The 24,248-nt window shown below is 63.9% G+C and carries 20 protein-coding genes; 11 read left to right on the plus strand and 9 right to left on the minus strand.

Translation table 11 applies throughout. The annotated features are described in order from the left end of the window. Window positions 1–45: 45 nt before the first annotated feature. Window positions 46–2,148 (minus strand): dehydrogenase, encoded by a 2,103-nt coding sequence (locus RQP54_RS06395; protein WP_315677337.1) that lies wholly within the window; start codon window positions 2,146–2,148, stop codon window positions 46–48. Between the two features lie 114 nt (window positions 2,149–2,262). Further along, window positions 2,263–2,730, minus strand: coding sequence for a hypothetical protein (locus tag RQP54_RS06400; RefSeq protein WP_315677338.1), 468 nt, complete (start codon window positions 2,728–2,730; stop codon window positions 2,263–2,265). A 110-nt stretch (window positions 2,731–2,840) separates the two neighbouring features. Here RQP54_RS06400 and RQP54_RS06405 point away from each other — a divergent pair, with 110 nt between their 5' ends. The 4 genes from RQP54_RS06405 to RQP54_RS06420 all read left to right on the plus strand — a co-directional run bounded on the left by RQP54_RS06405 (window position 2,841) and on the right by RQP54_RS06420 (window position 5,545). Continuing rightward, window positions 2,841–3,167: a PepSY domain-containing protein gene (locus RQP54_RS06405; RefSeq protein ID WP_315677339.1), complete on the plus strand. Its 327-nt coding sequence runs from the start codon at window positions 2,841–2,843 to the stop codon at window positions 3,165–3,167. Window positions 3,168–3,193: 26 nt separating this feature from the next. Beyond that, window positions 3,194–3,346, plus strand: coding sequence for a hypothetical protein (locus RQP54_RS06410; protein ID WP_315677340.1), 153 nt, complete (start codon window positions 3,194–3,196; stop codon window positions 3,344–3,346). 117 nt (window positions 3,347–3,463) lie between these two features. Then, complete coding sequence (locus RQP54_RS06415; RefSeq protein WP_315677341.1) at window positions 3,464–4,753, plus strand: acyl-CoA dehydrogenase family protein; 1,290 nt, start codon at window positions 3,464–3,466, stop codon at window positions 4,751–4,753. 177 nt (window positions 4,754–4,930) lie between these two features. Continuing rightward, the gene (locus RQP54_RS06420) at window positions 4,931–5,545 is read left to right on the plus strand and encodes a c-type cytochrome (protein ID WP_315677342.1); all 615 of its coding nucleotides are present in this window, start codon (window positions 4,931–4,933) and stop codon (window positions 5,543–5,545) included. Between the two features lie 31 nt (window positions 5,546–5,576). Here the strand turns inward: RQP54_RS06420 and RQP54_RS06425 are convergent, their stop codons facing one another. Next, window positions 5,577–6,326, minus strand: coding sequence for a 16S rRNA (uracil(1498)-N(3))-methyltransferase (locus tag RQP54_RS06425; protein ID WP_315677343.1), 750 nt, complete (start codon window positions 6,324–6,326; stop codon window positions 5,577–5,579). A gap of 61 nt (window positions 6,327–6,387) precedes the next feature. After that, entirely contained in the window at window positions 6,388–7,560 is a 1,173-nt protein-coding gene (locus RQP54_RS06430) for an aminoglycoside phosphotransferase family protein (RefSeq protein ID WP_315677344.1), read from the minus strand. Window positions 7,561–7,605: 45 nt separating this feature from the next. Here RQP54_RS06430 and RQP54_RS06435 point away from each other — a divergent pair, with 45 nt between their 5' ends. From RQP54_RS06435 to RQP54_RS06455, 5 genes are read left to right on the plus strand one after another with little or no spacing between them, the layout of a single operon-like run. Then, on the plus strand, window positions 7,606–9,981 hold the full coding sequence (locus tag RQP54_RS06435; RefSeq protein ID WP_315677345.1) for an LPS-assembly protein LptD: 2,376 nt from the start codon (window positions 7,606–7,608) through the stop codon (window positions 9,979–9,981). A 5-nt stretch (window positions 9,982–9,986) separates the two neighbouring features. Then, entirely contained in the window at window positions 9,987–11,297 is a 1,311-nt protein-coding gene (locus RQP54_RS06440; protein WP_315677346.1) for a peptidylprolyl isomerase, read from the plus strand. Window positions 11,298–11,300: 3 nt separating this feature from the next. Then, window positions 11,301–12,080 carry a 16S rRNA (adenine(1518)-N(6)/adenine(1519)-N(6))-dimethyltransferase RsmA gene (gene rsmA / locus RQP54_RS06445; protein ID WP_315677347.1) on the plus strand — a complete coding sequence of 260 codons (780 nt, stop codon included), beginning with the start codon at window positions 11,301–11,303 and terminating at the stop codon, window positions 12,078–12,080. A 27-nt stretch (window positions 12,081–12,107) separates the two neighbouring features. Further along, on the plus strand, window positions 12,108–12,956 hold the full coding sequence (locus RQP54_RS06450) for a phosphate/phosphite/phosphonate ABC transporter substrate-binding protein (protein WP_315677348.1): 849 nt from the start codon (window positions 12,108–12,110) through the stop codon (window positions 12,954–12,956). Window positions 12,957–12,962: 6 nt separating this feature from the next. Continuing rightward, a complete protein-coding gene (locus RQP54_RS06455; protein WP_315677349.1) occupies window positions 12,963–16,094 on the plus strand; it encodes a PAS domain S-box protein in 3,132 nt (1,043 codons plus the stop codon). A gap of 286 nt (window positions 16,095–16,380) precedes the next feature. Here the strand turns inward: RQP54_RS06455 and RQP54_RS06460 are convergent, their stop codons facing one another. The 3 genes from RQP54_RS06460 to RQP54_RS06470 form a co-directional block, all read right to left on the minus strand. Further along, complete coding sequence (locus RQP54_RS06460; protein ID WP_315677350.1) at window positions 16,381–16,830, minus strand: barstar family protein; 450 nt, start codon at window positions 16,828–16,830, stop codon at window positions 16,381–16,383. Window positions 16,831–16,863: 33 nt separating this feature from the next. Further along, window positions 16,864–17,193 (minus strand): ribonuclease, encoded by a 330-nt coding sequence (locus RQP54_RS06465; RefSeq protein WP_315677351.1) that lies wholly within the window; start codon window positions 17,191–17,193, stop codon window positions 16,864–16,866. Window positions 17,194–17,408: 215 nt separating this feature from the next. Next, the gene (locus RQP54_RS06470; protein ID WP_315677352.1) at window positions 17,409–19,715 is read right to left on the minus strand and encodes an NADP-dependent malic enzyme; all 2,307 of its coding nucleotides are present in this window, start codon (window positions 19,713–19,715) and stop codon (window positions 17,409–17,411) included. Window positions 19,716–19,890: 175 nt separating this feature from the next. Between RQP54_RS06470 and RQP54_RS06475 the strand changes: the two genes are divergently transcribed. After that, window positions 19,891–20,673 carry a ParA family protein gene (locus RQP54_RS06475; protein ID WP_315677353.1) on the plus strand — a complete coding sequence of 261 codons (783 nt, stop codon included), beginning with the start codon at window positions 19,891–19,893 and terminating at the stop codon, window positions 20,671–20,673. Between the two features lie 162 nt (window positions 20,674–20,835). Here RQP54_RS06475 and RQP54_RS06480 read toward each other — a convergent pair whose 3' ends face one another. Together RQP54_RS06480 and RQP54_RS06485 are read right to left on the minus strand one after the other, a co-directional pair. Beyond that, entirely contained in the window at window positions 20,836–22,104 is a 1,269-nt protein-coding gene (locus RQP54_RS06480; protein ID WP_315677354.1) for a glutamine synthetase family protein, read from the minus strand. Between the two features lie 258 nt (window positions 22,105–22,362). Further along, complete coding sequence (locus RQP54_RS06485) at window positions 22,363–22,932, minus strand: methylated-DNA--[protein]-cysteine S-methyltransferase (RefSeq protein ID WP_315677355.1); 570 nt, start codon at window positions 22,930–22,932, stop codon at window positions 22,363–22,365. 191 nt (window positions 22,933–23,123) lie between these two features. On the opposite strand from RQP54_RS06485, the gene RQP54_RS06490 reads away from it, so the two are divergent. Next, window positions 23,124–24,224 carry an NADH:flavin oxidoreductase gene (locus RQP54_RS06490; RefSeq protein ID WP_315677356.1) on the plus strand — a complete coding sequence of 367 codons (1,101 nt, stop codon included), beginning with the start codon at window positions 23,124–23,126 and terminating at the stop codon, window positions 24,222–24,224. Window positions 24,225–24,248 lie beyond the last annotated feature (24 nt).

The raw sequence follows: 24,248 nt of genomic DNA on the forward strand, positions 1-24,248 counted from the left end.
ATTTGTGAGGGCTGGGCCCTGATTTCGCATCGGATGCCGGCGCCATCAGGCGCTGCGGCGTTTGCGGGGAGCGGGTGGGGGCGACTTGGCCGACGCCTTCGCCGGGGCCGAGGGGCTGCGCTGCTGACGGGCGCGTGCTGCCAGCGCCAGGTCGCGCACCCGGGCGATGTCCTCGTCGCTGTACGGTCCGTTCACGCCCGAAATCTCTGCCAGCTGCATGCCGTGCTTGAGGCCCAGCTTGTAGATCTCGCGCACCTTCTCCCACTCAATGCCACGGCCTACCGTGAAGTTCTCGAAACGCCCTTCCAGCGCCAGCACGATGGTCTCCGCCAGGCAGGCGTAGGCCACGTTGGGCGGCAGGCCGATGTTCTTCATGCGCACCTGACCCGGCAGGCGGATTTCGCCTGATTCGATGACCAGCACGTCGGGGCGCTTGGCCACTTCGCTCGGTGGGAGGTCCAGCGGGCGGGCCACGTCGGTGATGACGCAGCCGGGTTTGACCTTCATGATGTCCAGCACCTTCTTGCCCGCGCCCGAGGTGGCGGTCACGATCATGTCCATGTCGGCGATGTCCTTGTCGGCCTGGGCCGACAGGAACAGTTGGGCGTCCGGTGTTTCCTGCAGGATGGATTCCTTCAGCGCCAGCAGCTTGGCGGTCTCTGGGGACACCATGTAGACCTCCTGCGCGGCCTTGGCCAGCAGGCGGGCGCACACCGAGCCGATGGCGCCCGTGGCACCCACCACCATGGCCTTGAAGGCCACACGCTCCTTGCCTTGCGGTTTGGGCAGCAGGCCCATGCGCAGGAGCGCATCGTGCGCGGCCCACAGGGCGCCCGATGCGCTGTAGCTGTTGCCGGTGGTGATAGGTAGTGGCGCGCGCTTGGCCACGGTCAGCCCGGCATCGCCCACCACCTTGGTGAAGGCGCCCAGGCCCATGATCTGGGCGCCGAGCTTCTTGGCCATGGCGGCAGCGTCCAGCAGGCGCTTGTAGGTGAACTCGGGGCTGTGCGCCATGATCTCGCGCGGCGTGCCGCCCACCGAAATGAGCCATCCCTCGGCCTCGACGCCCGTCGGTGACTGGATGCCCGAGACCTTGGAATAGACGAAGGGCGGCGCGTAGGCCATGATCTTTTCCAGCGAGTTCATGAACACCGGCGGCGACACCTGCGACAGCAGCTCGATGGGCTTGACCTTCTTGAAGTACTCCTGCGACAGCGGGTGGATGACGAAGGCAAAGCGGTTGACGCGCTTGAAGCCATTGGGGTAGAGGATGCGCGGCTCCAGGTTCAGCGTGGTCAGGATGTCGAGGTAGTCGTCCTCCAGCATGACTTCGCTGGTCTTGTCCAGCGCGGCCAGGATCATGGCGTCGAGCAGGTATGGCCCGATGACATGGCCGTGCAGTACCGGGGCGCCGTCCACCACCATGTGCACCCCTTTGTCCTTGAGCTCGGCCAGCCGCTCGTCGCTCAGCCCGGAAGTGATGATGGTCTTGCCCGCCAGTTCCTCCAGCCCGAACAGGTCGAGTTCATGGGGGGAGGCCACCAGCACGGTGGCTTTCTGCAGCGCGCGGCGCAACACAAAGTCGCCCCACTCCTTCACCGCACCGGTGCCGAACTTCGCTGGCAAGCTCCAGTCCTTCACGTAATGGGCGCCCGTGGCATAGGTCTGCAAACCTTCCAGGGACGACAGCAGCTTGGGCACGCCCATCTGCAGCAGTGGGTCGGCAAACTGCAGGTTGGGCGTGTACTCGGCCAGCGACATGGCGAGCTTGTAGTTGGTCAGGCCCGATAGAAACAGGACGCGGGTGTTGTTGAAGTAACTGCCCAGGGCAATCTGCGCGTGGCGCACGGCCCATTCCTGCAGGATGTCGCCCAGGCGCGCACCCGTCGTTACCGGTACGGTGGTGACCAGCGCCTTGAGCTTGTGCGTGTCCTTGTCGGTGAACTTATGGTGGCTGGTGCCGTAGTGTTCCTTCTCCAGCCCCAGGCCCACCGCGCTGGCCGTGTGGTGTTTGAGCAGCTTGGCGGCCTGGGTGGTGCTGCCATGGGTGCCGGTGCGCTGCACCTGCAGGCGCTGGCCGAGGAAGGTGGCGGTAAAGCGGTAGTCGTGGCTGCTGGAGCCCAGGCTGATGCCGAGTACGGTTTTCATGGTCAGGCGGCGGGAGTGACAACAATGCCTTCCATTGTTGGGTGCGCACCCGCGCGCCGATCTGATCCAGGTCAAGAATATTGCGGCGCAGCAAGTGCGCCGAGGCCGCAGCGCTTACCAGCCAGGGTGGTCGAAAAACTGGCCGTAGTTGCGCAGAACCTGCTGCACCCCGAACGCGCCGGTGCGTTGGAGGCCCAGGCTGCGCCCGTCCCGCATCAGACCGACGCAGTAGGTCAGGTCCTGCCAGACACTGGCCTGAAACGCCACGGCGGAGGCCTTGGGCAATGCACGCTGGGCCAACCGGCCGTGCAACTGGGCGTCGATCGCCACGGCGAGGGCACGGTAGTCCGAGGGCGCCAAGGCGCCTGTGCGGATGCGTTCCTCCTGCACCGCCATGATGTCGCGGACGCCTTGCATGCCCTCACGGACGGCGGCGTCGGTGGCGAAGGTGGCCGATGCGGTCGGCGACACAGGGGTGCCGGGCGTCGTAGTGGCATGCAGGGGAATGGGGAGTGCGCAGGCCAGCGCCAGGATGGCGGGGACCCAAGCAAGACGGCGGCGGGATGTTCGGTGGATGGTCATGGTTCGTAGCGTCGCACGCCAACATGAAGCCATTCTTAACCCGGCTTCCCGGGACTAAGAAAACCCTAAGCAGGGCGCAGGACACTGCGCACCTATTGAAAGGAGTCGCCATGCGAAAGTTAGTCTGGGTAGTGGTCATCGGAGTGGTGTGGCCCATGGCAGTGGGGGCCCAGCCGGCCAAGGATGCCCCGAAGCTGCTGCCGAATGTCTCACGCGAGAAAGCGGCGGACGTGTGCACGCAGGCCCCGCGCAGCGAGTGGATCGATGAGGCGGAGATGCGCCTACTGGCCGAACACCGTGGTTACCGCATCAAGACCTTCAAGGTGGCCAATGGCAACTGCTACGAGGTCTATGGCTTTGACCGCGACAACCAGATCGTCGAAGCCTACTTCGACCCCGTGACGACCCGCCTGGTCCGACGCAATGTTGCCAAGTGAGGTGCCTGCAGGCACAGGAGAAACCGATGTCCAAGAACACTGCTTTTGCTTTCCAGTTGGGTGCAACCGTGGCCGCCACGCTGTTTTTCGTGGCCAGCGTTGCATTCGCCACGATTCCCTGGAACCTGGGCCAGCACCCCGGTGAGCCCCATCAGGCGCAGGCAGGCCACATGACCTGAGCCGCCCGCGGGTGCGCTGCAGGCTGGTCGTCGGGCCGCCAAGGTGACAGACAGCCGAGAGCAGGGGGAGCAGACTGGGTCAGCACTTGCGTGGCTTGTTGCCACCGGGCGTGAACCATGGAATTCAATTTCTCTCCAGAGACCCTGGCCTTGCGTGCACGCGTACGCAGCTTCCTCGACACCTATCTGCTGCCGTACAACGCGGCCTGGCACCAGGCCGTGGCGCAGGGCCAATATCCACCGCCATTTCTTGAAGACCTCAAGAGCCTGGCCCGCGAAGAAGGGCTGTGGAATTTCTTCCTCCCCGAATTGCCGCCCGGCGTCCCCGGCCAGGCCTTGTCCAACGTGGACTATGCGGCGCTGGCCGAAGTCATGGGTCGCCTGCCGTGGGCCAGCGAAGTCTTCAACTGCAGCGCACCGGACAGCGGCAACATGGAGTTGCTGCTGCGCTTTGCCAACCCGGAACAGGCACGGCAATGGCTGCAGCCGCTGCTCATGGGTGATATCCGCTCGGCCTTTGCCATGTCGGAGCCCGACGTGGCGTCCAGCGACCCCACCACGCTGCAGACCGAGTTGCGCAGTGGACCGGATGGCATGGTCCTCCATGGGCGCAAGTGGTTCATCACGGGGGCGGCCCACCCGGCCTGCCGATTGCTGATCGTCATGTGCCGCGATGCTGAGGTCGGCGAGGATTCCCACGCCCAGCACAGCATGGTGCTGGTTCCGATGGACTCCCCGGGGGTACAGGTGCTGCGCAATATTCCGGTGATGCAGCACCAGGCCCCCGAGGGCCACTGCGAGATCCGCTTCGAGAATGTCCGCATCCGGCCGGAGCAGGTGCTGGGAGCGCGCGGTGCCGGGTTTGCCATGGCCCAGGCGCGCCTGGGGCCGGGCCGCATCCACCACTGCATGCGCACCATCGGCCAGTGCGAGCTGGCACTGGAGTTGATGGCGGCGCGCGCGCTGGAGCGGCGCAGTTTCGGGCACTACCTGGGCGAGTTTGCCAACGTGCAGGAATGGCTGGCCGATTCGCGCCTGGAAATAGACCAGGCCCGCTTGCTGGTGCTGCAGGCGGCCTGGCGGCTGGACCAGGGCGGCCTGCAGCAGGCCCCGCACCAGGCCCGCGCCGATGTCGCCGGCATCAAGGTGGTGGCGGCGCGGCTGCAGACGCGGGTGGTGGACCGTGCGATGCAGGTGTTCGGTGCCATGGGGCTGTCGCCCGATACCCCGCTGGCCTACCTGTGGACCTGGGGACGGGCCATGCACCTGATGGACGGGCCCGACGAGGTGCATTTGCGTACCGTGGCCCGCCAGGTGCTGGAGCAGGCACGGGCCGTGCAAGGCGATACCGCGGCCTACTTCACGCTGCCGGAGCAGATGGCGGCGCCGCCACGCCTGCGCCTTTGAACGACAGCGGTGGATCTTGATGCAAGTCAAAGATCGCGCAACTGGCACCGTGGACTGCCAGCGAAAACCCGTGGCGAAATTGATCTGAATCTAGAATGACCACTTTGTTGTGAGGGTCTTGACATGCGCGGGCTTCGATCGTGGTCTCTTCTGGTTTGTCTTGCTGTCGGCAGTCACATGCTGTCGTCAACTGCTTTCGGGCAGACCACCAAGGCACGCGCCGAGGTCGATTACGCAGCCCGACTCAAGGAAGTGCAGGCCAACCCGAAGCAGCTGGAAGAGGCCATGAAGACCGGGCGCCGCGTGGCCGGCTTCTGTGCCAACTGCCACGGTGAGGGCGGCAACAGCACCAACCCCGATATCCCGAACCTGGCCGGTCAGAACCCGGGCTACCTGCTGGACCAGGTGCGCCAGTTTGCCGAAGGGCGGCGCAAGAACGAATTCATGGAAGGCATGATCCGCGCGCTCAAACCCGAGGAGACCATCGGCATGGTGGTGTTCTTCGGATCCCAAGCCGTGCTGCCGCACCGCAGCGGCGCCAACCCGGCCCAGGTGGCCAAGGGGCGTGAGCTGTTCAGCAAGAACTGTTTCCGCTGCCACGGCGAGAACGGCCTGGGCAGCGAGCGCTTCGCCCGCATTGCCGGTCAGCAAAGCGGCTACCTGGCCAAGACCATCAAACGCTACCGTGCCGGCAGCGTGCAGCGCAGCGACCCGCTCATGGCCGCTGCCACCAGCCTGCTCAGCGACGCCGACGTGGAGGCCCTGGCGGCCTATGTTTCCGGCATGGAATAGGCCGAATTCCTCGCTGATATTGTGTAGCTCGCTACGCTATTGGTAGCAACAGGGCACTGGCCAGCACCGCCAGTGCCGCCGTTTCGGTGCGCAGCACGCGCGGCCCCAGGCCGGTAGGAACAAAGCCACGCTGCAGCGCCAGCCGTTCTTCGTCGGGGCCCAGCCCGCCTTCGGGTCCGAGCAGGAAACACCCTTCCCCATCACCCACTGCCAGGGTTTGCAGCCGTGCCTGCAGCGGCTGGCTGCCCTGCGCCAGCGACAGTACGTGGCGCACGCCCGTGGCGGACGGCGCCGGTTGGTCCAGCCAGCGTGCCAGCGTCTGCACCGGGTGGATGAGGGGCACGCGATTGCCTCCGCACTGTTCGCAGGCGGACACCGCCACGCTTTGCCAGTGCGCTTGCTTCTTGTCGGCACGCTCGCCACTGAGGCGCAGCACGCTGCGCTCGGTCATCAGCGGCTGGATGCTGGCCACACCCAGTTCGGTGGCTTTCTCCACCAGCCAGTCCATGCGTTCATTGGCGGGCATGCCCACGGCCAGGTGGATGCGCAGGCCCATTTCGCGCTGCACCGGGTGGAATGCCCCCACTTCGACGTCCACGTCCGAGCGCCCCATGCGGGTGATGGTGGCGCTGAATTCACCTTCTGCACTGGCCTCGCCGGTGAACAGGGTCAGCGTCTGGCCAGGCTGCATGCGCAGCACCTGGACGTGGCGGGCCGCGCCCGGTGGAAGCGATACCTGGGCACCGGGCAGCAGCGGCAAGGGACAATGGATGCGTGGCACTTGCTATGCAATCAGTAGCTGCCTACGCAGTCAATATGCGGGCTAGGGGTTGATTTCATGCCTAAACCCGGCCAAAGGCGTAAGCGCTGGGGGCTTCAATGCCTTCGATGCTTTCCACCAGCCGCAGCAGCGGCTTGAGTTCGATGTAACGGCTGCAGGTGGCGCGGATATAGTGGATGAAGCGTGGGGTGTCGGCCAGGTATTTGGGCTTGCCGTCGCGCAGGGTCAGGCGGGCAAAGATGCCTGCCACCTTGAGGTGGCGCTGCAGGCCCATCCATTCCACGGCGCGGTAGAAATCGCCGAAATCGTCGCCCACGGGCAGGCCGGCCTTGCGCGCCTTGTCCCAGTAGCGGATGGTCACGTCCAGGCAGAACTCCTCGTCCCAGCTCAGGAAGGCGTCGCGCATCAGGCTGGCTATGTCGTAGGTGATGGGGCCGTAGACCGCATCCTGGAAGTCGAGTACGCCGAGCTTGTGCGTGAGCGGCGCTGGGCCGCCCCGAGCCGCGATGGCCCCCTCGGGGGGCAGCGAGGATGCGCCAGCGCCGAGCGTGGGGGCCACATCCACGCCCACCATCAGGTTGCGCGGCATGAAGTCGCGGTGCACATAGACGCTGGGGCTGGCCAGGTTGGCGCGCACGATGCGGGTGAAGGCTTCGTCGAGGGTCTTGCGCTGGGCTTCGTCGAGCGAAACGCCGCGGTGCTGGGCGATGTACCAGTCGGGGAACAGTTCCAGTTCACGGCGCAGCAGTGCCTCGTCATAGGGCGGCAGCACGCCTGGCTGCGAAGCCTTCTGCCACTGCACCAGGACATCGACGGCCTCCAGGTACGCCGCCAATGGCGGGGGAGCCTCGGGGTCGATGGTCTGCATCAGCGTCTGGCTGCCCAGGTCGGACAGCAGCATGAAGCCATGGGCCTCGTCCCAGGCCAGGATCTCGGGCACGCGCAGGCCTGCGGCCTGCATCAGCCGGTCGATTTGCACAAACGGCAGGCAGTTCTCCTTGTCGGGCGGGGCGTCCATGATGATGCGGCTGCCCTGGTCGCTGTCCACACGCAGGTAGCGGCGGAAGCTGGCATCGGCCGACGCCAGGCGCACGGTGTCGGTGCGCAGCCCATGCTGCGGCGCAATGGCCCACAGCCATTGCAGGAACAGGGCCTGGCGCACCGGGTCATTCCAGACTACAGGGGCTTCCGCCAAGGGAGAAGAGGAGGTGGGGGAGGGAGGTGTGGCACTCATGGATAATCCATTTTACAAAGCCGACCCTGCCGACCTTCCCTCTTCATGCGTTTACCGCCGCGCTGGCCGCGACCCCCTGCCCCCACCTTGCTGACACTGGCGCTGCTGTGTGTCGGTCAGGCTGCGTCTGCCCAGGACCCGGCGGAGACCCCCGATCCGCAGGAGCCCGCCGCCCTGCGCAGCACCAGCGCGATGCCGGAAGCGCTGCCGGCATCGCAGGTGCGCCAGAGTCCGGTGTTTCTGGAGGGCGACCAGTTGCAGGGGCGCCCGGAAAAGGAAACCGTGGTGGAAGGCGACGCCGTGCTGCGCCGTGCCGGTACCACCGTGCGTGCCGACCGGCTGGAGTACGACCCCGCCAGTGACCGGGCCCGGGCCACCGGCCAGGTGCGGGTGAACCGCATGGGCAACGTCTACGAGGGGCCGGTGCTGGAGTTGGGCGTGGAGAAATTCCAGGGCCACTTCGAGGCGCCACGCTACCAGTTCCTGCAGAACGATGCTCATGGTGAAGCGACACGCGCCGACTTCATTGATGAAAACCATACCGTGGTGCACAACGCGACGTACACCACGTGCCGGCGCAAGCCGGGCCCCGACTGGCTGCCGGACTGGATCCTGCGCGCCGACAAGCTCGAACTCGACAATGAGGACGATAGCGGCGTGGCGCATGGCGCGGTGCTGAGCTTCAAGGGTGTGCCCCTGCTGCCGGTGCCCGCCATCAGCTTTCCGCTGAGCGACAAGCGCCGCTCGGGTTTTTTACCGCCCACCATCGGGGCCGACAGCAACAACGGTACCGAAATCCTGGCACCCTACTACTGGAACATTGCGCCCAACCGCGACGCGACCATCACGCCCACGCTCATGACTGCGCGCGGGGTGGATCTGGGTACCGAGTTTCGCTACCTGGAGCCGCGCTACAGCGGCACGTTGCGCGCCAATTACATGCCTTCCGATCGGCTGCGCGGCATAGACCGGTGGGGTTACTCCCTGACCCACAACGGGAGCGTCGACACCGGTGTTGCGGCCATTGGCGACGTGGCCCTGTCCGTATCGCTGAACCACGTGAGCGACAACGACTACTGGACCGATTTCACGCGCAGCGGCACGCTGACCCAGCGCCTTCTGCCCAGCCAGGTGGTGACGAGTTGGGGGCGTGGCCCCTGGTCGGTCACGGCCAATGTGCAGCAGTACCAGACACTGCAGAGTGCTACCTCGCCGATCACGCCACCGTACGACCGCGTTCCGCAGGTGGTGGCCCGTTACACGCAGTACAACAACCACGGCATGGACTGGTCAGTCGAAGGCGACATGACGCGCTTCGAGTCGGACCCTACCAAGACCCTGCAGCCCAATGCCCAGCGGGCCTATAGCCAGATGCAGGCAGCCCTGCCCTTGGTCGGCGCCGCAGGCTACCTGACCCCCAAGGTGCAACTGCATGCTGCGGCGTACCAGTTCGATACCCCGTTGTCGGTGAATGGCGCCAGCAGCCAGAGCAGCGTGGTGCCGACTTTCAGTCTCGACAGCGGTGTGGTGTTCGAGCGCGACACGAGTTTCTTCGGCACGGGCTTTGTGCAGACGCTGGAGCCACGGGCGTTCTACGTCTACACGCCCTACCGCAACCAGAGCATGCTGCCCAACTACGACACGGGCATCAAGGACTTCAACTTTGCCAGCATCTATACCGAGAACGCCTTTGTCGGACACGACAAGATTTCCGACAACAACCTGCTGACCCTGGGCGTCAGCAGCCGCTTGCTCGATGCCGAGACCGGAGCGCAGTTCCTCAAGCTCGGCGTGGCCCAACGTTTCCGCTTCGAGGACCAGCAGGTCACCTACCTGAGCACCGATGCGCCCGCCAAGGCCGGTTTCAGTGACGTGCTGCTCGGCGCATCCGCCAACGTCAACGAGCGCTGGACCCTGGATTCGGTGGCCCAGTACAACGCGCTCAACGGGCTGTCCGAGCGTTCCACGGTATCGGCACGCTACAACCCGGGCCACTACCGCGTGCTCAACATGGCCTACCGCTTTGCCCGCAACCAGAGCGAGCAGGTTGACGTGAGCTGGCAATGGCCGCTCAACGACCTGTGGGGTGACAAGGGGCAGGACCTGGGCTATGGCCGTGGCCAGGGCGAAGGGCGCTACTACGCCGTCGGACGCATGAACTACAGCATGAACGAGAGCCGGCTGGTCGATACCGTGCTGGGGCTGGAGTACGATGCCGGATGCTGGCTCAGTCGCGTGGTGCTGGAGCGCACCTCGACGAGCGTGAACTCGGTCAACCAACGCATCATGTTCCAGCTCGAATTCGTCGGGTTCACCAAGCTCGGGATCAGCCCGCAACGTACCTTGACATCGAATATTTCACGCTACCAGAATCTGCGCGACGCTGGCACCAGCTACAGCCGATTCAGCAACTACGATTGATGACCATGAAAGTGAAGTTGGGGGCCTGGGCCCTGGCCTGTGCGATGGGAATGGCTGCGGTACCGGCGGTCTGGGCACAAAGTGCGCGTGCTGCCGATTACATCGTTGCCGTAGTCAACTCCGAGCCCATCACCAACGCCGAATTGCTGGCCGAAGTGGCGCGGGTGGAGCGCTCGCTGCGCCAGCAGAAGCAGGCCGTCCCCGCCCCGGCGGAGCTGCGCAAGCAGGTGCTCGAGCGCCTGATCAACGAGCGTGCGCAGCTGCAACTGGCCCGCGAAACGGGCATCCGGATCGACGCGGCATTGGTCGAGCAGGCCGAGCAGGCCGTTGCACGCCAATCCGGTGTCGACGTTGCCGAGCTGCACAAGCGCCTGGCCAGCGAAGGCTTGGATGTGAGCGCTTTTCGCGAACGGCTGCGCAACCAGCAGCTGCTCGAACGCCTGTACGAGCGCGAAGTGGGCAGCCGCAATCGGGTGAGCGAGCAGGACATCGACCAGTACCTGCAGGAGATGCAGGCCAAGAACAACGACCCGTTGACGATGGACATCAACCTGGCCCAGATCCTGGTGGCCCTGCCGGAAAAGGCCAGTGCCGAGCAGGCTGCGGCGCTGTTCGCGCAGGCCCAGAAGCTGCGCGAACGCATCCGTCAGGGGGAGTCTTTCGAGGCCTTGGTGCAGCAGGTCTCTGCGGCGGATCGCAGCAATGGCGGCCAGTTGGGGCTGCGCCGCGGTGACCGCTATCCGGGGCTCTTTGTCCAGGCTACCAAGGATCTGCCCATAGGCGGCGTCTCCGAGGTGGTGCGCTCGGGCGCCGGATTCCACATCCTCAAGGTGGTCGAGCGCCGTGCGCCCGAAAAGCTGACCCGATCGGTGGTGCAGACCCATGCGCGCCACATCCTCCTGCGTACCGGCCCGGAGTTGACGCAGGCCCAGGCCATCGAGCGTCTGGCTGCGGTGAAGAAGCGTATTGCGTCCGGTGCCACTAGCTTTGCTGCCGCGGCACGCGAGATGTCGCAGGATGGCAGTGCGGCACAGGGGGGCGATCTAGGCTGGGCCAACCCGGGCATGTTCGTGCCGGAGTTCGAAGAGGTCATGAACAAGCTCGATGATCTGGAAATCAGCGCGCCCTTGGTGTCGCGCTTCGGAGTGCACCTGCTGCAGGTGATCGAACGGCGCAAGGTGGATCTGAATCCCCGCGAGCTGCGTGAGCTGGCGCGCATGGAATTGCGCGAATCGCGGTATGAAAAGGCGTTCGAGTCCTGGGCCCAGGAAGTGCGCGGCCGGGCCTTTGTCGAGTACCGCGAGGCGCCGCAGTAAGCCATGCAGCACGTCGCACGCAAACGCTTCGGGCAGCACTTCCTGTGCGATGGCGGCATCATCGATGCCATTGTGGACGGTATTGCACCGCGCCCGGGCGACGCCATGGTGGAGATCGGCCCGGGGCTGGCGGCGCTGACCCAGCCGCTGGTGGAGCGCATCGGGCAATTGACCGTGGTGGAACTGGACCGCGACCTGGCCCGGCGACTGCGTGAACACCCGCAGTTGCGGGTCATCGAGTCCGATGTGCTGCGGGTGAACTTTGCTGACGTGGCCCAGGACCTGGGAGCGGTCGGTCGCCTGCGCATCGTCGGTAACCTGCCCTACAACATCTCCACACCGATCCTGTTCCACCTGCTGCAGTATGTCGACGTGGTGGCCGACCAGCACTTCATGCTGCAAAAGGAAGTCATCGACCGCATGGTGGCGCAACCATCCACCTCGGATTACGGCCGCCTGAGTGTCATGCTGCAGTGGCGCTACGCGATGGAAAATTTCCTGTTCGTGCCGCCGCAAAGCTTCGACCCCCCTCCCAGGGTCGACAGCGCGGTGGTGCGCATGGTCCCCCACGCCGCCCCCGCAGTTCTGGATGTACAGTGTCTGGAAACGCTGGTGCAGGTGGCATTCAGCCAACGCCGCAAGCTGCTGCGCCATACGCTGGGGCGCTGGTTGCAGGAGCAGGGTTTTGCGGGCACATTCGATGAACAGCGTCGCGCTGAAGAGGTACCGGTGCAGGAGTATGTAGCATTGGCACAGGCCCTGTCGGCGTCCAAGGCGGGGTGACCAACGCGTAAGCAAGGAGGTGCATGGATGAAGCGCAAGTTCCTGAAAACACTGCTGGCATGGGCAATCGTGGGGGCGACCGGTGCGGCGGCCCAGGCCCAAACCGCCACCTACACCTTTTCCCCGGTCAACCAGCACGACATCAACCTGACGGCGGCCTACTGGAATCCGATCATCAACTACGTGTACGAGAAGTCGGGCATCAAGCTCAATCTCAAGATCGGACGCACCTCGGCCGACACGACCAGCTACGTGTTGGCCAAGGAGGTGGAGTTCGTATTCACGAACCACCTTTTTTCTCCCGAACGTGAGCAGCTAGGGTGGAAGGTGTTCGGGCGCCGACAGACTCCGCCAGTGCATGGCGAGATCGTGGTGCCTGAAGATTCGCCGATCAAGGATCTGGCGCAGCTCAAGGGGCAGGATGTGGCCTTTGCCGGCCCCGAGGCTTTCCTCGTCTACAAGGTGCCCTATGCCCACCTGCTGTCCAAGGGTATCGATGTGAAGCCGGTGTTTGCCGGCAACCAGACTGCTGCCTTCGCGCAACTGTTCAGCGGCAAGGTGCCGGCCAGCGGTGGCAACTCGCAGCTGGTGGAGGCCTACGAGCGTCGCGAGGGCAAGAAGTTCCGGGTGCTGTGGAAGTCCGAGCCCTTCCTTGACCTCGCCCTCATGGCCTCGGCAAAGGTGCCTGAGAAGGACGTGAAGGCCGTGGCCAATGCCTTCTTCGAGATGGGCAAGGATCCCAAGGGCAAGGAAATACTGCATGAGGTCTCCAAGACCATCGGTTTGGGGCAGGATGCGGTCTTCATTCCGGCCAGCAATGCCGACTACGCAGCCTACCGGCGCTTCTACCAGACTGCCCCCAGCATCCTGCATTAAGCTGCCATGGGCCTGATCCGCCAGTTCCTGCCCAAGACGCTGGTCGGGCGGATCTTCGCCCTGTATGCCGCCACCTTGCTGGTGTTCACCTGCAGCGGTCTGCTGCTGTTCTATCGCTACCAGTTCGAACGCCACGTGCAGGAAGAGGTCCTGGCCGGCGAGATGATGATGAACGTGGCCGCTCCGTCGGTGGCCGACAGTGCCGTCATCGGCGATTACGACACCATCGGCAAGACCCTCGAACGGGCCATCGACCGGTCACCGTTTTCCCGGGCCCAGTTCATCGACACCTCCGGCGGCATCATCAAGGCTGAGCAATCCGGCACGCCGCGCTGGCGTGCTCCCGACTGGTTGCTGCAGCGATTGCAGGAACAATTGCTGGACATCAACCACAACATCCGTGTGGGCGGCAAGGACTACGGAGTCATGCGCCTGTCGTTCGATGTCGACCTCATCGCTGCGCAATTGTGGGAATTGTTGGTGCTGGTCTCAGGACTGGCCGCGGGTGCCACCCTGTGCGGAATGGGGCTCATGGGCATTCCGCTCAAGCGCTGGCTCGGCAATTTTGACCGCGTCCGAGCCCACGAAGATGCCATCCTGTCGGGTGCCGTGGAAGTGGGTGCCCTGTTGGATTCCGATGCGCCGGCCGAGATCCGGCATACCTTCGAGATCCTGAGTCACGCAGCCAGCAGCCTCGCGGCGCAGCGTACCCAGGCTTCCGTGATCCTCAATGCCATTGCGGATGGGGTTCTCAATGTTGGTGCGGATCTGCAGATTCGTAACTGCAATCCTGCTGCACAGATCATGTTGGGCGGCGGGGCGACCGACATCCTGGGACATCCGGTGAGCGATTGGCTTCCGGGGCTGGCCTTGCCGACGGTAGAGGCATTGGACTGGAAGCTCCAGCGCATGGAGTTGCAGGGGGCGCAGGGTCGCCGAACGGTGATCGACGTCACGATCTCTGCAATACATTCCGCCGATGGGCTCCGCTCGGGATTCGTGCTGGCATTGCGTGACGTGACCCAGCAATTCCTGGCAGACCAGCAGTTGCGGTCTGAGCTGCAGATGCGTCGGCGCGCGTTGGATGCATTGCAGCGCATCCTGCAAGACCTCGATTCCGCTCCGGCGGGCAAGACTCCCTCTTCGGAACCGGCCGACCTGGACGCCCTGGCTGAGCGGGTGGCCGCGCTCATGCGCGAGCGCGAACTGGGTCGCCGCGCGCTGGACAACCAGAAGTTCGCGCTGGATCAGCATGCGATCGTCAGCATCACCGATCTGCAGGGAACCATCACCTACGCCAATGACCGCTTCTGCGCCATCAGTGGGTACAGCCGCGAGGAATTGATTGGGTCGAATCACCGCATCGTGCGTTCCGGCGTGCACGACGCCGCTGTGTTTGCCGGGATGTGGGACACCATCACTCGCGGGCAGGTCTGGCATGGGGAGATCTGCAACCGGGCCAAGGACGGGCATGCGTACTGGGTGGCTGCCACCATCGTGCCCCTGTTGGGGCTGGATGGCTTGCCCGAGCAGTACATCGCCATCCGGACGGACATCACTGAGCGCAAGGCAGTCGAGACCAAGCTGGCGGAACAGCTGGGATTTGTCGAGGTCCTGCTGGATGCCACGCCCACAGCCATCTATCTCAAGGATCGACACGGACATTACCTGCGCTTCAACCGGGCGTTTGAAGAACTGTTCGGCATCGAGCGCAGCCAGTGGATCGGCAAGACGGTCTTCGACCTGGTGCCCGGCGATGCGGCGCAACTGATGCATGAGAAGGACATCGAACTGTTCGCGCAGGATCGCGTGCAGACCTATGAAGCCCAGTTCACCAATCGCCGCACCGGCGCCGTGCGTGACGGCCTGTACTGGAAGGCACCGGTGAAGAACATCGACGGTGAGATTACCGGCCTGGTTGGCACCATTCTGGATGTGACCGAGCGCAACCGCATGGCGGCTGAGTTGCGGGAATCGACCTTGCGCGCCGAAGCGGCCAGCCAGGCCAAGAGTGACTTCCTGGCCAATATGAGCCATGAAATCCGCACACCCATGAATGGGGTCATCGGCATGACGGAGCTGGCGTTGGACACCGAGCTCACGGCGGTGCAGCGCGAGTACCTGCGCACGGTCAAGAATTCGGCCCATTCGCTGATGGTGATCCTCAACGACATTCTCGACTTCTCCAAGATCGAGGCTGGCAAACTCAGCATCGAGTCGGTCGCCTTTGCGCCGCGTGAGCTGGTGCGTGATTGCCTGCGTAGCCTGCAGGCACGGGCCCAGGCCAAAGGGCTGCGGCTGGATCATGACCTTCCCCCCGGCTTGCCGGAGCAATTGCTTGGTGATCCGGTGCGCATCGGCCAAGTACTGACTAACCTGTGCGACAACGCGGTCAAGTTCACTGCGCAAGGCAGCATCACAGTCACCGTGACGGCGTTGCCGGGTGCCGAAGCGGCACATTGCCTGTTGCAGTTTTCGGTGCGTGACAGCGGCATCGGCATTCCCGCGGACAAACAGGCCAGCATTTTCGAAGCGTTCAGCCAAGCCGATACCTCGACGACGCGGCAGTATGGTGGTACCGGCTTGGGGCTGACCATCTGCGCCCGTCTGGTCGACCTGATGGGGGGGCGCATCTGGGTCGAGAGCGAGCCCGGGGCCGGAAGCACCTTCCATTTCACGGTCCGGCTGGAGCGACCTGCTGCAAGGCCGACGACATCCCCTGTTCCGGGTCCCGCTGCAGCCAACGAGGCACCAGCAAACGCGCCTGGGTTACGCATCCTGCTGGTCGAAGACCATCCGGTCAATCAGAAGCTGGCGGCGACGATATTGAAGAAGTGGGGGCACGAAGTGTCGATTGCCCACAATGGTCAGGAGGGTGTGGAGCAGGCGATCCAAGGTGGTTGGGACCTGGTCTTCATGGATATGCAGATGCCCGTGATGGGTGGCATCGAAGCGACCCTCGCGATCCGCGCCCATGAAGCCCAGCACGGCGGACATGTTCCCATCATTGCCATGACGGCCAATGCAATGGATTCAGACCAGCAGGCCTGCCTGGAGGCCGGGATGGACGATTTCGTGGCCAAACCTTTCAATGTGGCCACCGTCAAGGCTGCCATGGAACGCGTATTGCCGACCTGAAGTCGTCGGCCGCCCTGCACTTTCGCGAATGGGGGAAGCAAAAAAAACCGACCGAGAGGGCCTGGCCCCGTCGGTCGGTCTGATCGCGTCGCGCTCGCTCAGGCGGCGGTGAGCCAGTAGCCCGAATTGAAGGGGCTGCTCATGCGCAGTGCCAGGGGCGATACGTCCACCAGTTTGTCGGTGGGCATCTTTTCGCCACTGTCATCTTGTGCTTCGGCTGGGGTTGCGACTGCTGCGGTGTTAGCCTCGTTCGCCCGTTCTGCTTGGCTGGTTTGTGCAGAACGGGCTACAGAAAAGAATAGAAGCAGCGGAACGGTATTTTCCGGTCCCCCCAGTAGTCGGCTGTGTCGCGGAAGATGTCGAGCAACTGCTCACGGGCTTCCTTGTCGAATTTCACATTGGCCGGAATGTGCTCCAGCACCACGATGAAACCGGGCTGCGGGCCCGACTTGTGCACCGGGTCGGTGAGGCTGTCGTACAGGGCGTCGAAGTTCTTGCCCTGGTTGATGGTCAGCATGAATTGCTGACCGATCAGGTCGAGCACGTCCTGCTTGCTCTGGGCGGCAGCCAGATTGGCGTACAGGAAGTGGTGACCCAGGCCCTTGGCGGCGTCCTGGAGATCCTGCACCCGAAAGGCGCGAATCGATTGCACGATGTTCGTGCGCACGTTTTTCAGCGGTTGGTCCGCCGCAGCGACGCCCGCAGGCGCGGCATCCTGACGAAGTGGCATGTTCATTTCCCCTTCACTCTCCACAAAACAAGACATTCCTCACGGCACGATCCTGCGAAAACTATCGTAGTGATCGGCCGTGTAATAACAAACTTCCGGTGTGGTGGCTGGCCCTCCACACACAATGCGTCGTGCGCCGCGGTCCTTGGATCTTGGCGTCTTGACCGTGTACTCTCGGTAGTAGCCGCGCTTGTTGGCGGGCAACAGCCGTTCCCGATTGCCAAACACGGAACCGTCCTTCTCGAAGGGAAAAGGACCGCCACGGAGAATCAACTGGTACGTTTCCTGACCCTGGGCAGGCAAAGCCTGCAAGGGAATGACAGCCTGGCTGGCACTGGTGCTGGATTCCTTGCCCACGGCGGGCGCCATCGCAAGGAAGGCGCCGACCAGTGTGCAGGCAAGTGCTAACTTTGTTGTGCCCCAGCGCACTGCGATACCCTTTGTTGTATTCGGGTAAACCCGAAAAGATCAGGAGGCGTAGTGTGCTGGATTTGGTCCTAAAAAGCAAGTACCTGCACAAAAAACGGGCATGATTTCCGCAAGAAAATCAATTCGAAGCGAGCGCTAACTTTTCCTGAGACCTCCTATCGGTGGACATTGGCATCGGCCACTGTCAGTGCGGTCATGTTCACAATACGACGAACCGTGGTGCTGGGGGTCAGGATATGCACAGGTTTTGCACAGCCTAACAACACGGGGCCAATGGCGATGTTGCCACCAGCGGCAGTCTTGAGCAGGTTGTAGGCGATGTTGGCAGCGTCCAAAGAGGGAAGCACCAGCAGATTGGCGTCACCCTGCAGGCTGGTGTTGGGCATCAGGGCGGTGCGCGCGGCGCCATCAAGAGCCACATCGCCGTGCATCTCGCCATCGACTTCCAGCCAGGGCGCCTGGGTACGCAGCAGTTCCAGTGTCTGGCGCATCTTGACCGCACTGGGCTCATTGCTGGAGCCAAAGTTGGAATGCGACAGCAACGCCACCTTCGGGTTCAGGCCAAAGCGCTGCAGCTCATGGGCAGCCATGATCGTGATCTCGGCCAGTTGTGCTGCGGTGGGGTCGTAATTGATGTGGGTATCGACCAGGAATACCTGGCGCCCGGGCAACATGAGGCCGTTCATGCAGGCATAGATGCTGGCACCCTCGCGGTGCCCCAGGACCTGGTTGATGTAGGACAGGTGCAGTGCGTGATTGCCCCAGGTGCCGCAGATCAAGCCATCGACGTCCCCCTTGTGCAGCAGCATGGCACCAATGAGGGAAAGACGGCGGCGCATCTCGATCTTGGCCATGGACTCTGTCACGCCCTTGCGTTCCGTCATGCGGTGGTAGGTTTGCCAGAAGTCACGGTAGCGGTGGTCCTGTTCCACGTTGACCACGGCGTAGTCCAGACCTTCGCGCAGGCGCAGGCCGAAGCGCTCAATGCGCTTGGCGATGACCGCGGGTCGTCCGATCAGCGTCGGCAGGGCCACGCCTTCGTCGACCACGATCTGCGCGGCGCGCAGTACGCGCTCATCTTCGCCTTCGGAGTAGGCAACACGCTTCTTCAACGCCCGTTTGGCCGCAGCGAAGATGGGCTTCATGGTCGTGCCCGAGGCATAGACAAAGGTCTGCAGCTTCTCGCGGTAGGCAGCCATGTCTTCCACCGGGCGTGCGGCCACACCACTGTCCGCGGCGGCTTGCGCAACGGCCGGTGCGATCTTCATCATCAGGCGCGGGTCGAAGGGCTTGGGGATCAGGTACTCCGGGCCGAAGGCCAGCTTCTCACCCGCATAGGCGGCCGCGACCACCTCACTCTGCTCGGCCTGGGCCAGCTCGGCGATGGCATGGACCGCCGCAATCTCCATCTCCAGCGTGATCGTGGACGCACCGGCGTCGAGCGCGCCACGGAAGATGTAGGGGAAGCACAGGACGTTGTTGACCTGATTGGGGTAATCAGAGCGCCCCGTTGCGATGATCGCGTCCGGGCGCACTTCCTTGACCTCCTCGGGCATGATTTCCGGGGTCGGGTTGGCCAGCGCAAACACCAGCGGACGTTCAGCCATGGTGGCGACCATGTCTTTCTTCAGTACGCCACCGGCCGACAGACCCAGGAACACGTCCGCACCGGCGATCACCTCGCGCAGGGTGCGCAGTTCGGTCTTCTGGGCGAACTGCGCCTTGTCCTCGTCCATGAGCTCGGTCCGACCCTCATACACAACGCCGGCCAGGTCAGTCACGAAGATGTTTTCGCGCGGGATCCCCAGTTTGACCAGCAGGCCCAGGCAGGCCAACGCAGCGGCACCGGCACCGGAGGTCACCAGCTTGATCTTCGATGGGTCCTTTCCCGCCACCTTGAGACCGTTGAGGATGGCGGCCCCGACACAGATGGCGGTGCCATGCTGGTCATCGTGAAATACCGGAATGCTCATGCGCTCACGCAGCTTGCGCTCGACGTAAAAGCAGTCGGGTGCCTTGATGTCTTCCAGGTTGATACCGCCGAAGGTGGGCTCCAGCGCGGCGATGATGTCGACGAGCTTGTCCAGGTCCTGCTTTTCGTTGATCTCGATGTCGAATACATCGATGCCAGCGAACTTCTTGAACAGTACGCCCTTGCCCTCCATGACCGGCTTGGCCGCCAGTGGTCCGATGTCGCCCAGGCCCAGTACGGCCGTGCCATTGGTCACGACCGCGACCAGGTTGCCACGGCTGGTGTACTTGAAGGCGTTGTTCGGGTCCTTGACGATTTCTTCGCAGGGTGCGGCCACGCCGGGGGAGTAGGCCAGCGCGAGATCGTGCTGGTTGATCAGCTGCTTGGTGGCCGACACCGCGATCTTGCCGGGTGTGGGGCGCTGGTGGTAATCAAGGGCAGCCTGGCGCAGTTCAGCGCGCTTGTCTTGGTGCGAAGTGGCAGCGGTCATCGTGAAACTCGTGGGCAGAAGACTTCCGGAAAACCCGACTGTGCCACGGACCGGGCATGGACGGGGGATGGGGCTGCGCATTGTAGGCTTCTAATCCATAAAGTAAACTGGCCTTTCGTAATGTGCAATATGGCACGACGTACACTAACCAGCGTCACCCCTTTTCAGGCTCAGCATGCATTACGTCGTCTTCAATCAAAAAGGTGGGGTCGGGAAATCCACCATCGCCTGCAACCTCGCTGCCATCAGTGCGGCCCAGGGTCTGCGCACCTTGGTTATCGATCTGGATTCCCAGGGCAACGCCACCCGTTACCTGCTGGGCCACGAACTGCCGGACGATCTGCCCAATGCCGCGCAGTTCTTCGAACAAAGCCTCAAGTTCACGATACGCGACAAAGGGGCCCAGGACTTCGTCGTGAGCTCGCAGTGGGACAACCTCGATGTATTGCCGTCCAGCCCCGAGCTCGACGAGTTGCATGGGAAGCTTGAATCCCGCCACAAGATCTACAAACTGCGCGATGCACTCGAACACCTGGGGCAGGAGTACGACCAGATATTCATCGACACGCCGCCAGCATTGAATTTCTACAGTCGCTGTGCCCTGATCGCCGCGCAGGGCTGCCTGATCCCGTTTGACTGTGATGACTTCTCGCGCCGTGCGCTCTATACCCTGCTCGAAAACGTGCAGGAAATCCAGGCCGACCACAACGAAGGACTGCATGTTGCTGGGATCATCGTGAACCAGTTCCAGCCGCGCGCCAACCTGCCCCAGCGCATGGTGCAGGAACTGATCGAAGAAGGGTTGCCGGTATTGCAGCCCTATCTGAGCGCATCCGTGAAGGTCCGCGAGTCCCACGAGCAGGCGACGCCCATGGTCCACCTTGACCCACGCCACAAGCTCACGCAGGAATACGTGGCATTGCATGACGCCTTGCGCGCCAAAGCCAAGAAGCGCTGAACCCGCGCTGCCCCGTCACCACTGCAACTTCGCCAGCAAAGCGATCCGGATGGGGGGCAAGTTCCTGCAAGGGAGCATTCAGGGTGTCCAGAGTGTGTGGGCCTGAACCTGCAGCGGCCCAGCCCACGCACTCCGAACGGCGTCTGGCGAGCTCTTCGGGAGTCAAACCTGCGGCAGCAGGAAACGCCGCTCCCAGGCGCTGATCTCGGTCAGGTAGCTGTCGTACTCCAGCGACTTCACCGCGGTATAGGCGGTCACGAATCCGTCGCCCATCAGCCGGCGCGCGCTAGCACTTTGCTGCATCTGCTCCAGCGCCGGCAAAAAGCTGCGGGCCAATCCGTGGCCCTGGTCGTAGCCATTCTCCCCGGCGGCCATCGGTGCCGTGGGCTGCAGCTTCTCGTCCATGCCGGCAAGCCCTGCAGCCAGTGTCGCGGCGATTGCCAGGTAGGGGTTGGCGTCAGCCCCGGCGATGCGGTTCTCGACGCGGCGCGCCACCGGGCTGGAATGGGGCACGCGCAGCCCGCTGGTACGGTTGTCGTACCCCCAACCGAGATGGATCGGCGCCTGGCTGCCTGAAACAAAGCGGCGATAGGAATTGACGTGCGGTGCGAACACCAGCATCAGGTCGGGCACGTAGGTTTGCAGTCCCGCGATGTAGTGGCGGAAGGCCGCGGTCTCACCGCCTTCGGCATCACTGAAGATGTTCACGCCTTGGCTGTCCACCACACTCTGGTGCAGGTGCATGGAGCTGCCCGCCTCGCGGGCAATCGGCTTGGCCATGAAAACGGCATTGAGCCCGTGCTTGATGGCGATCTCCTTGGCGGCGTACTTGAACAGGAAGGCCTGGTCAGCCACCTCCACCGGGTCGCCGTGCAGCAAGTTGATCTCGTACTGCGTGGGGCCGACCTCGTGGATCCAGGTGTCAGCCCGCACGCCCAGCCCGTCTAGTGCGTCACGGAATTCGTCCCAGAAGGGAGCGAGCTCGTTGAGCATGTTCATGCTGAAGGCCGACTGGCCTACTTCGGCGCGACCATTGCGGGCAGGCGGCATCTGCAGCGGTTGCGACGGATCGGTGCAGGCGGCAGTCAGGTAAAACTCGATCTCGGGAGCGACCACGGCCTGCAGGCCCTGGGCGGTGTAGCGCTCCACCACCGTCTTGAGCACGGAACGCGGCGCAAAGGCGCAGTGGCTGCCATCGAGCTCCATGCAGTCGTGGATGGCGAAGGCGCGCGGTACGCTGGACCAAGGGGCGAGCTTGAGCGTGCGATAGTCGGGTACCAGGCGAACGTCGGGGTCGGAGTCCGGGAAGATCGGGTCGTAGGAGTAGTCCCCGGTGACGCACTGCATGGGAATGGCTTGCGCAATGCGCAGCTCACCACCGGCGGCGAAGTTGGCGGCGGGCATGAGCTTGCCGCGGGGGTAACCCGACACATCGGGGAAAAGGCATTCGACGTCGCGAACACCGTGTTGTGCAAAGAAAGCCTGACGTCCTGCTGGAGTACTGAGTGGCATAAAAGATAAAAAGTGGCGAAAGCCCCCGAGGACACTGCGCAGCACACTACGAAAACGGGAGCAAGAGAAAGACGCACAGGAATGCGCCGGGCTGCACCAGTCCATTGTGTGCCGGGAGCTGGCACTCAGGCAAGGCCCGCTTTTGGCAAACGCAGGGAGCCAATCCAGCCTGCGGGGTCAAAGCGCGTCAAACAGGCCGGGGGCACCGAAGCGGGCATGTTCGACCTGAAGCATGCGCAGTTTGGTGTCCACGCCACCTGGGGCCGAGAAGCCACCGGCCGATTGGCCTTTGGCCAGAACGCGGTGGCAAGGCACGATGGGGGCGAAGGGGTTCGCGCCCAGGGCCTGGCCCACGGCGCGGGCGGCGCCGGGCTGGCCCAGCAGTGCAGCCAGTTCGCCATAGCTCAGTGTCTCTCCCATCGGAATGTGCCGGGCTGCCTCCCAGACCTCGCGATGGAACGGTGGAGCGAAGCTCATGTCAAGCTCCACCGTGCCCAGCCGGGCGTGGGCGTCGGCATCGCCCGCAAGCAAGCCCGCCACATCCGCCATGACCACCTGAACCCACGGCGGAGCGCTCACCGCGCCCAGCCCCGGAAAGCGCTCTTCCATGCGTTGCAGCGTCAGGGTCGGCGTGGCTTCGGGCAGTTGGCAGCCGGTGATTGCCCGTTGTGACCACGCTAGGCCGCAAGGCCCCAGCGGAGTAGGGAACAGGGCGAAGCCCAAAGAGGGGGATCCAGTCCGATGCATGGCCCATTGTGACTGATTCTGAGCAATAAATCAGCCCCTAACCCGCGTGAGGATTGCGCAAACAGCTACCAAAAAGGTAGCGACACCAATCGCCTGCGCGACAGGACCAAACCGCTTTCGACATTGCCTCGGCCTACACTGGCGCCTGTGGTCCGCTGGCGGACCCGTTCTACGACCTCCGGAGCCTTTGCATGCACCCTGCTGCCCCCCTGTTCACGCCATTCCAGCACAAGACCCTGAAGCTGCCGAACCGGATCGTCATGGCCCCCATGACCCGTTCCTTCTCGCCCAACGGCGTGCCCGGTGCCGATGTGGCCGAGTACTACCGCAAGCGCGCCGCGGCTGCCGTGGGCCTGATCGTGTCGGAGGGCACCGTGGTGGAGCGCCCCTCCAGCCGCAATGACCCAGGCGTCCCGTTCTTCTGGGGCGAGGAAGCGCTGGCGGGTTGGAAAAACGTCATCGACACCGTGCACGGAGCGGGGGGCCTGATGGCACCGCAGCTGTGGCATGTGGGCGCGGCGCGCAACCCGCGCACCACCTGGACAGCGCCCCCGCCCGTGGACTCCCCCTCGGGCCTGTCACGCCCGGGCAAGCAGTTTGGCGAACCCATGACCGACGAGGCCATTGCCGACACCATTGCCGCCTTTGCGCGCGCAGCCGGGGCGGCCAAGCGTCTGGGCTTTGATGCGGTGGAGTTGCACGGCGCCCATGGCTACCTGATCGACCAGTTCTTCTGGGAGGGTACCAACCAGCGCAGCGCACCCTACGGTGGCAGCCTGGCCGCCCGCGGCCGATTTGCGGCCGACATCCTGCGCGCCGTGCGTGCCGAGGTGGGCCCCGACTACCCGGTCATCATCCGCGTATCGCAGTGGAAGCAGCAGGACTACAGCGCCCGCATTGCCCAAACGCCCGAAGAGATGGCCGCCTGGCTGCAGCCCCTGGTGGATGCCGGGGCCGACATCCTGCACTGTTCGCAGCGCCGCTTCTGGGAAGCCGAGTTCGAGGGCTCGGACCTGAACTTTGCCGGCTGGGCCAAGAAACTCACCGGCGTGCCCACCATCTCGGTCGGCTCCGTGGGCCTGAGCGGCGAATTCATTGCGGCGTTCGGTGGCGAGTCCAGCCAACCCGCTTCGCTGGACGAACTGCTGCGCCGCTTCGACCGAGGCGACTTCGATCTGGTGGCGGTAGGCCGCGCGCTCATCACCGACCCGGACTGGGCTGCCAAGGTGCGCGACGGACGCAACGACGAGCTCCACGCCTTCAACCCGGCTTCGCTGGCGCAGCTGGTCTGACGGGGGCGGTGCGCGCCACCGGCT

It is taken from the genome of Curvibacter sp. APW13 (assembly GCF_032337135.1).
Lineage (GTDB): Bacteria > Pseudomonadota > Gammaproteobacteria > Burkholderiales > Burkholderiaceae_C > Allorhodoferax.

Bases quoted from the DNA above. Each gene is read 5' to 3' on its own strand.
- rsmA (WP_315677347.1), top strand. From the start codon at position 11,301: ATGCAGCACGTCGCACGCAAACGCTTCGGGCAGCACTTCCTGTGCGAT.
- RQP54_RS06415 (WP_315677341.1), top strand. From the start codon at position 3,464: ATGGAATTCAATTTCTCTCCAGAGACCCTGGCCTTGCGTGCACGCGTA.
- RQP54_RS06440 (WP_315677346.1), top strand. From the start codon at position 9,987: ATGAAAGTGAAGTTGGGGGCCTGGGCCCTGGCCTGTGCGATGGGAATG.
- RQP54_RS06435 (WP_315677345.1), top strand. From the start codon at position 7,606: ATGCGTTTACCGCCGCGCTGGCCGCGACCCCCTGCCCCCACCTTGCTG.
- RQP54_RS06470 (WP_315677352.1), bottom strand. From the start codon at position 19,715: ATGACCGCTGCCACTTCGCACCAAGACAAGCGCGCTGAACTGCGCCAG.
- RQP54_RS06420 (WP_315677342.1), top strand. From the start codon at position 4,931: ATGCTGTCGTCAACTGCTTTCGGGCAGACCACCAAGGCACGCGCCGAG.
- RQP54_RS06455 (WP_315677349.1), top strand. From the start codon at position 12,963: ATGGGCCTGATCCGCCAGTTCCTGCCCAAGACGCTGGTCGGGCGGATC.
- RQP54_RS06460 (WP_315677350.1), bottom strand. From the start codon at position 16,830: ATGAACATGCCACTTCGTCAGGATGCCGCGCCTGCGGGCGTCGCTGCG.
- RQP54_RS06400 (WP_315677338.1), bottom strand. From the start codon at position 2,730: ATGACCATCCACCGAACATCCCGCCGCCGTCTTGCTTGGGTCCCCGCC.
- RQP54_RS06490 (WP_315677356.1), top strand. From the start codon at position 23,124: ATGCACCCTGCTGCCCCCCTGTTCACGCCATTCCAGCACAAGACCCTG.
- RQP54_RS06450 (WP_315677348.1), top strand. From the start codon at position 12,108: ATGAAGCGCAAGTTCCTGAAAACACTGCTGGCATGGGCAATCGTGGGG.
- RQP54_RS06475 (WP_315677353.1), top strand. From the start codon at position 19,891: ATGCATTACGTCGTCTTCAATCAAAAAGGTGGGGTCGGGAAATCCACC.
- RQP54_RS06465 (WP_315677351.1), bottom strand. From the start codon at position 17,193: ATGGCGCCCGCCGTGGGCAAGGAATCCAGCACCAGTGCCAGCCAGGCT.
- RQP54_RS06430 (WP_315677344.1), bottom strand. From the start codon at position 7,560: ATGAGTGCCACACCTCCCTCCCCCACCTCCTCTTCTCCCTTGGCGGAA.
- RQP54_RS06410 (WP_315677340.1), top strand. From the start codon at position 3,194: ATGTCCAAGAACACTGCTTTTGCTTTCCAGTTGGGTGCAACCGTGGCC.
- RQP54_RS06395 (WP_315677337.1), bottom strand. From the start codon at position 2,148: ATGAAAACCGTACTCGGCATCAGCCTGGGCTCCAGCAGCCACGACTAC.
- RQP54_RS06405 (WP_315677339.1), top strand. From the start codon at position 2,841: ATGCGAAAGTTAGTCTGGGTAGTGGTCATCGGAGTGGTGTGGCCCATG.
- RQP54_RS06485 (WP_315677355.1), bottom strand. From the start codon at position 22,932: ATGCATCGGACTGGATCCCCCTCTTTGGGCTTCGCCCTGTTCCCTACT.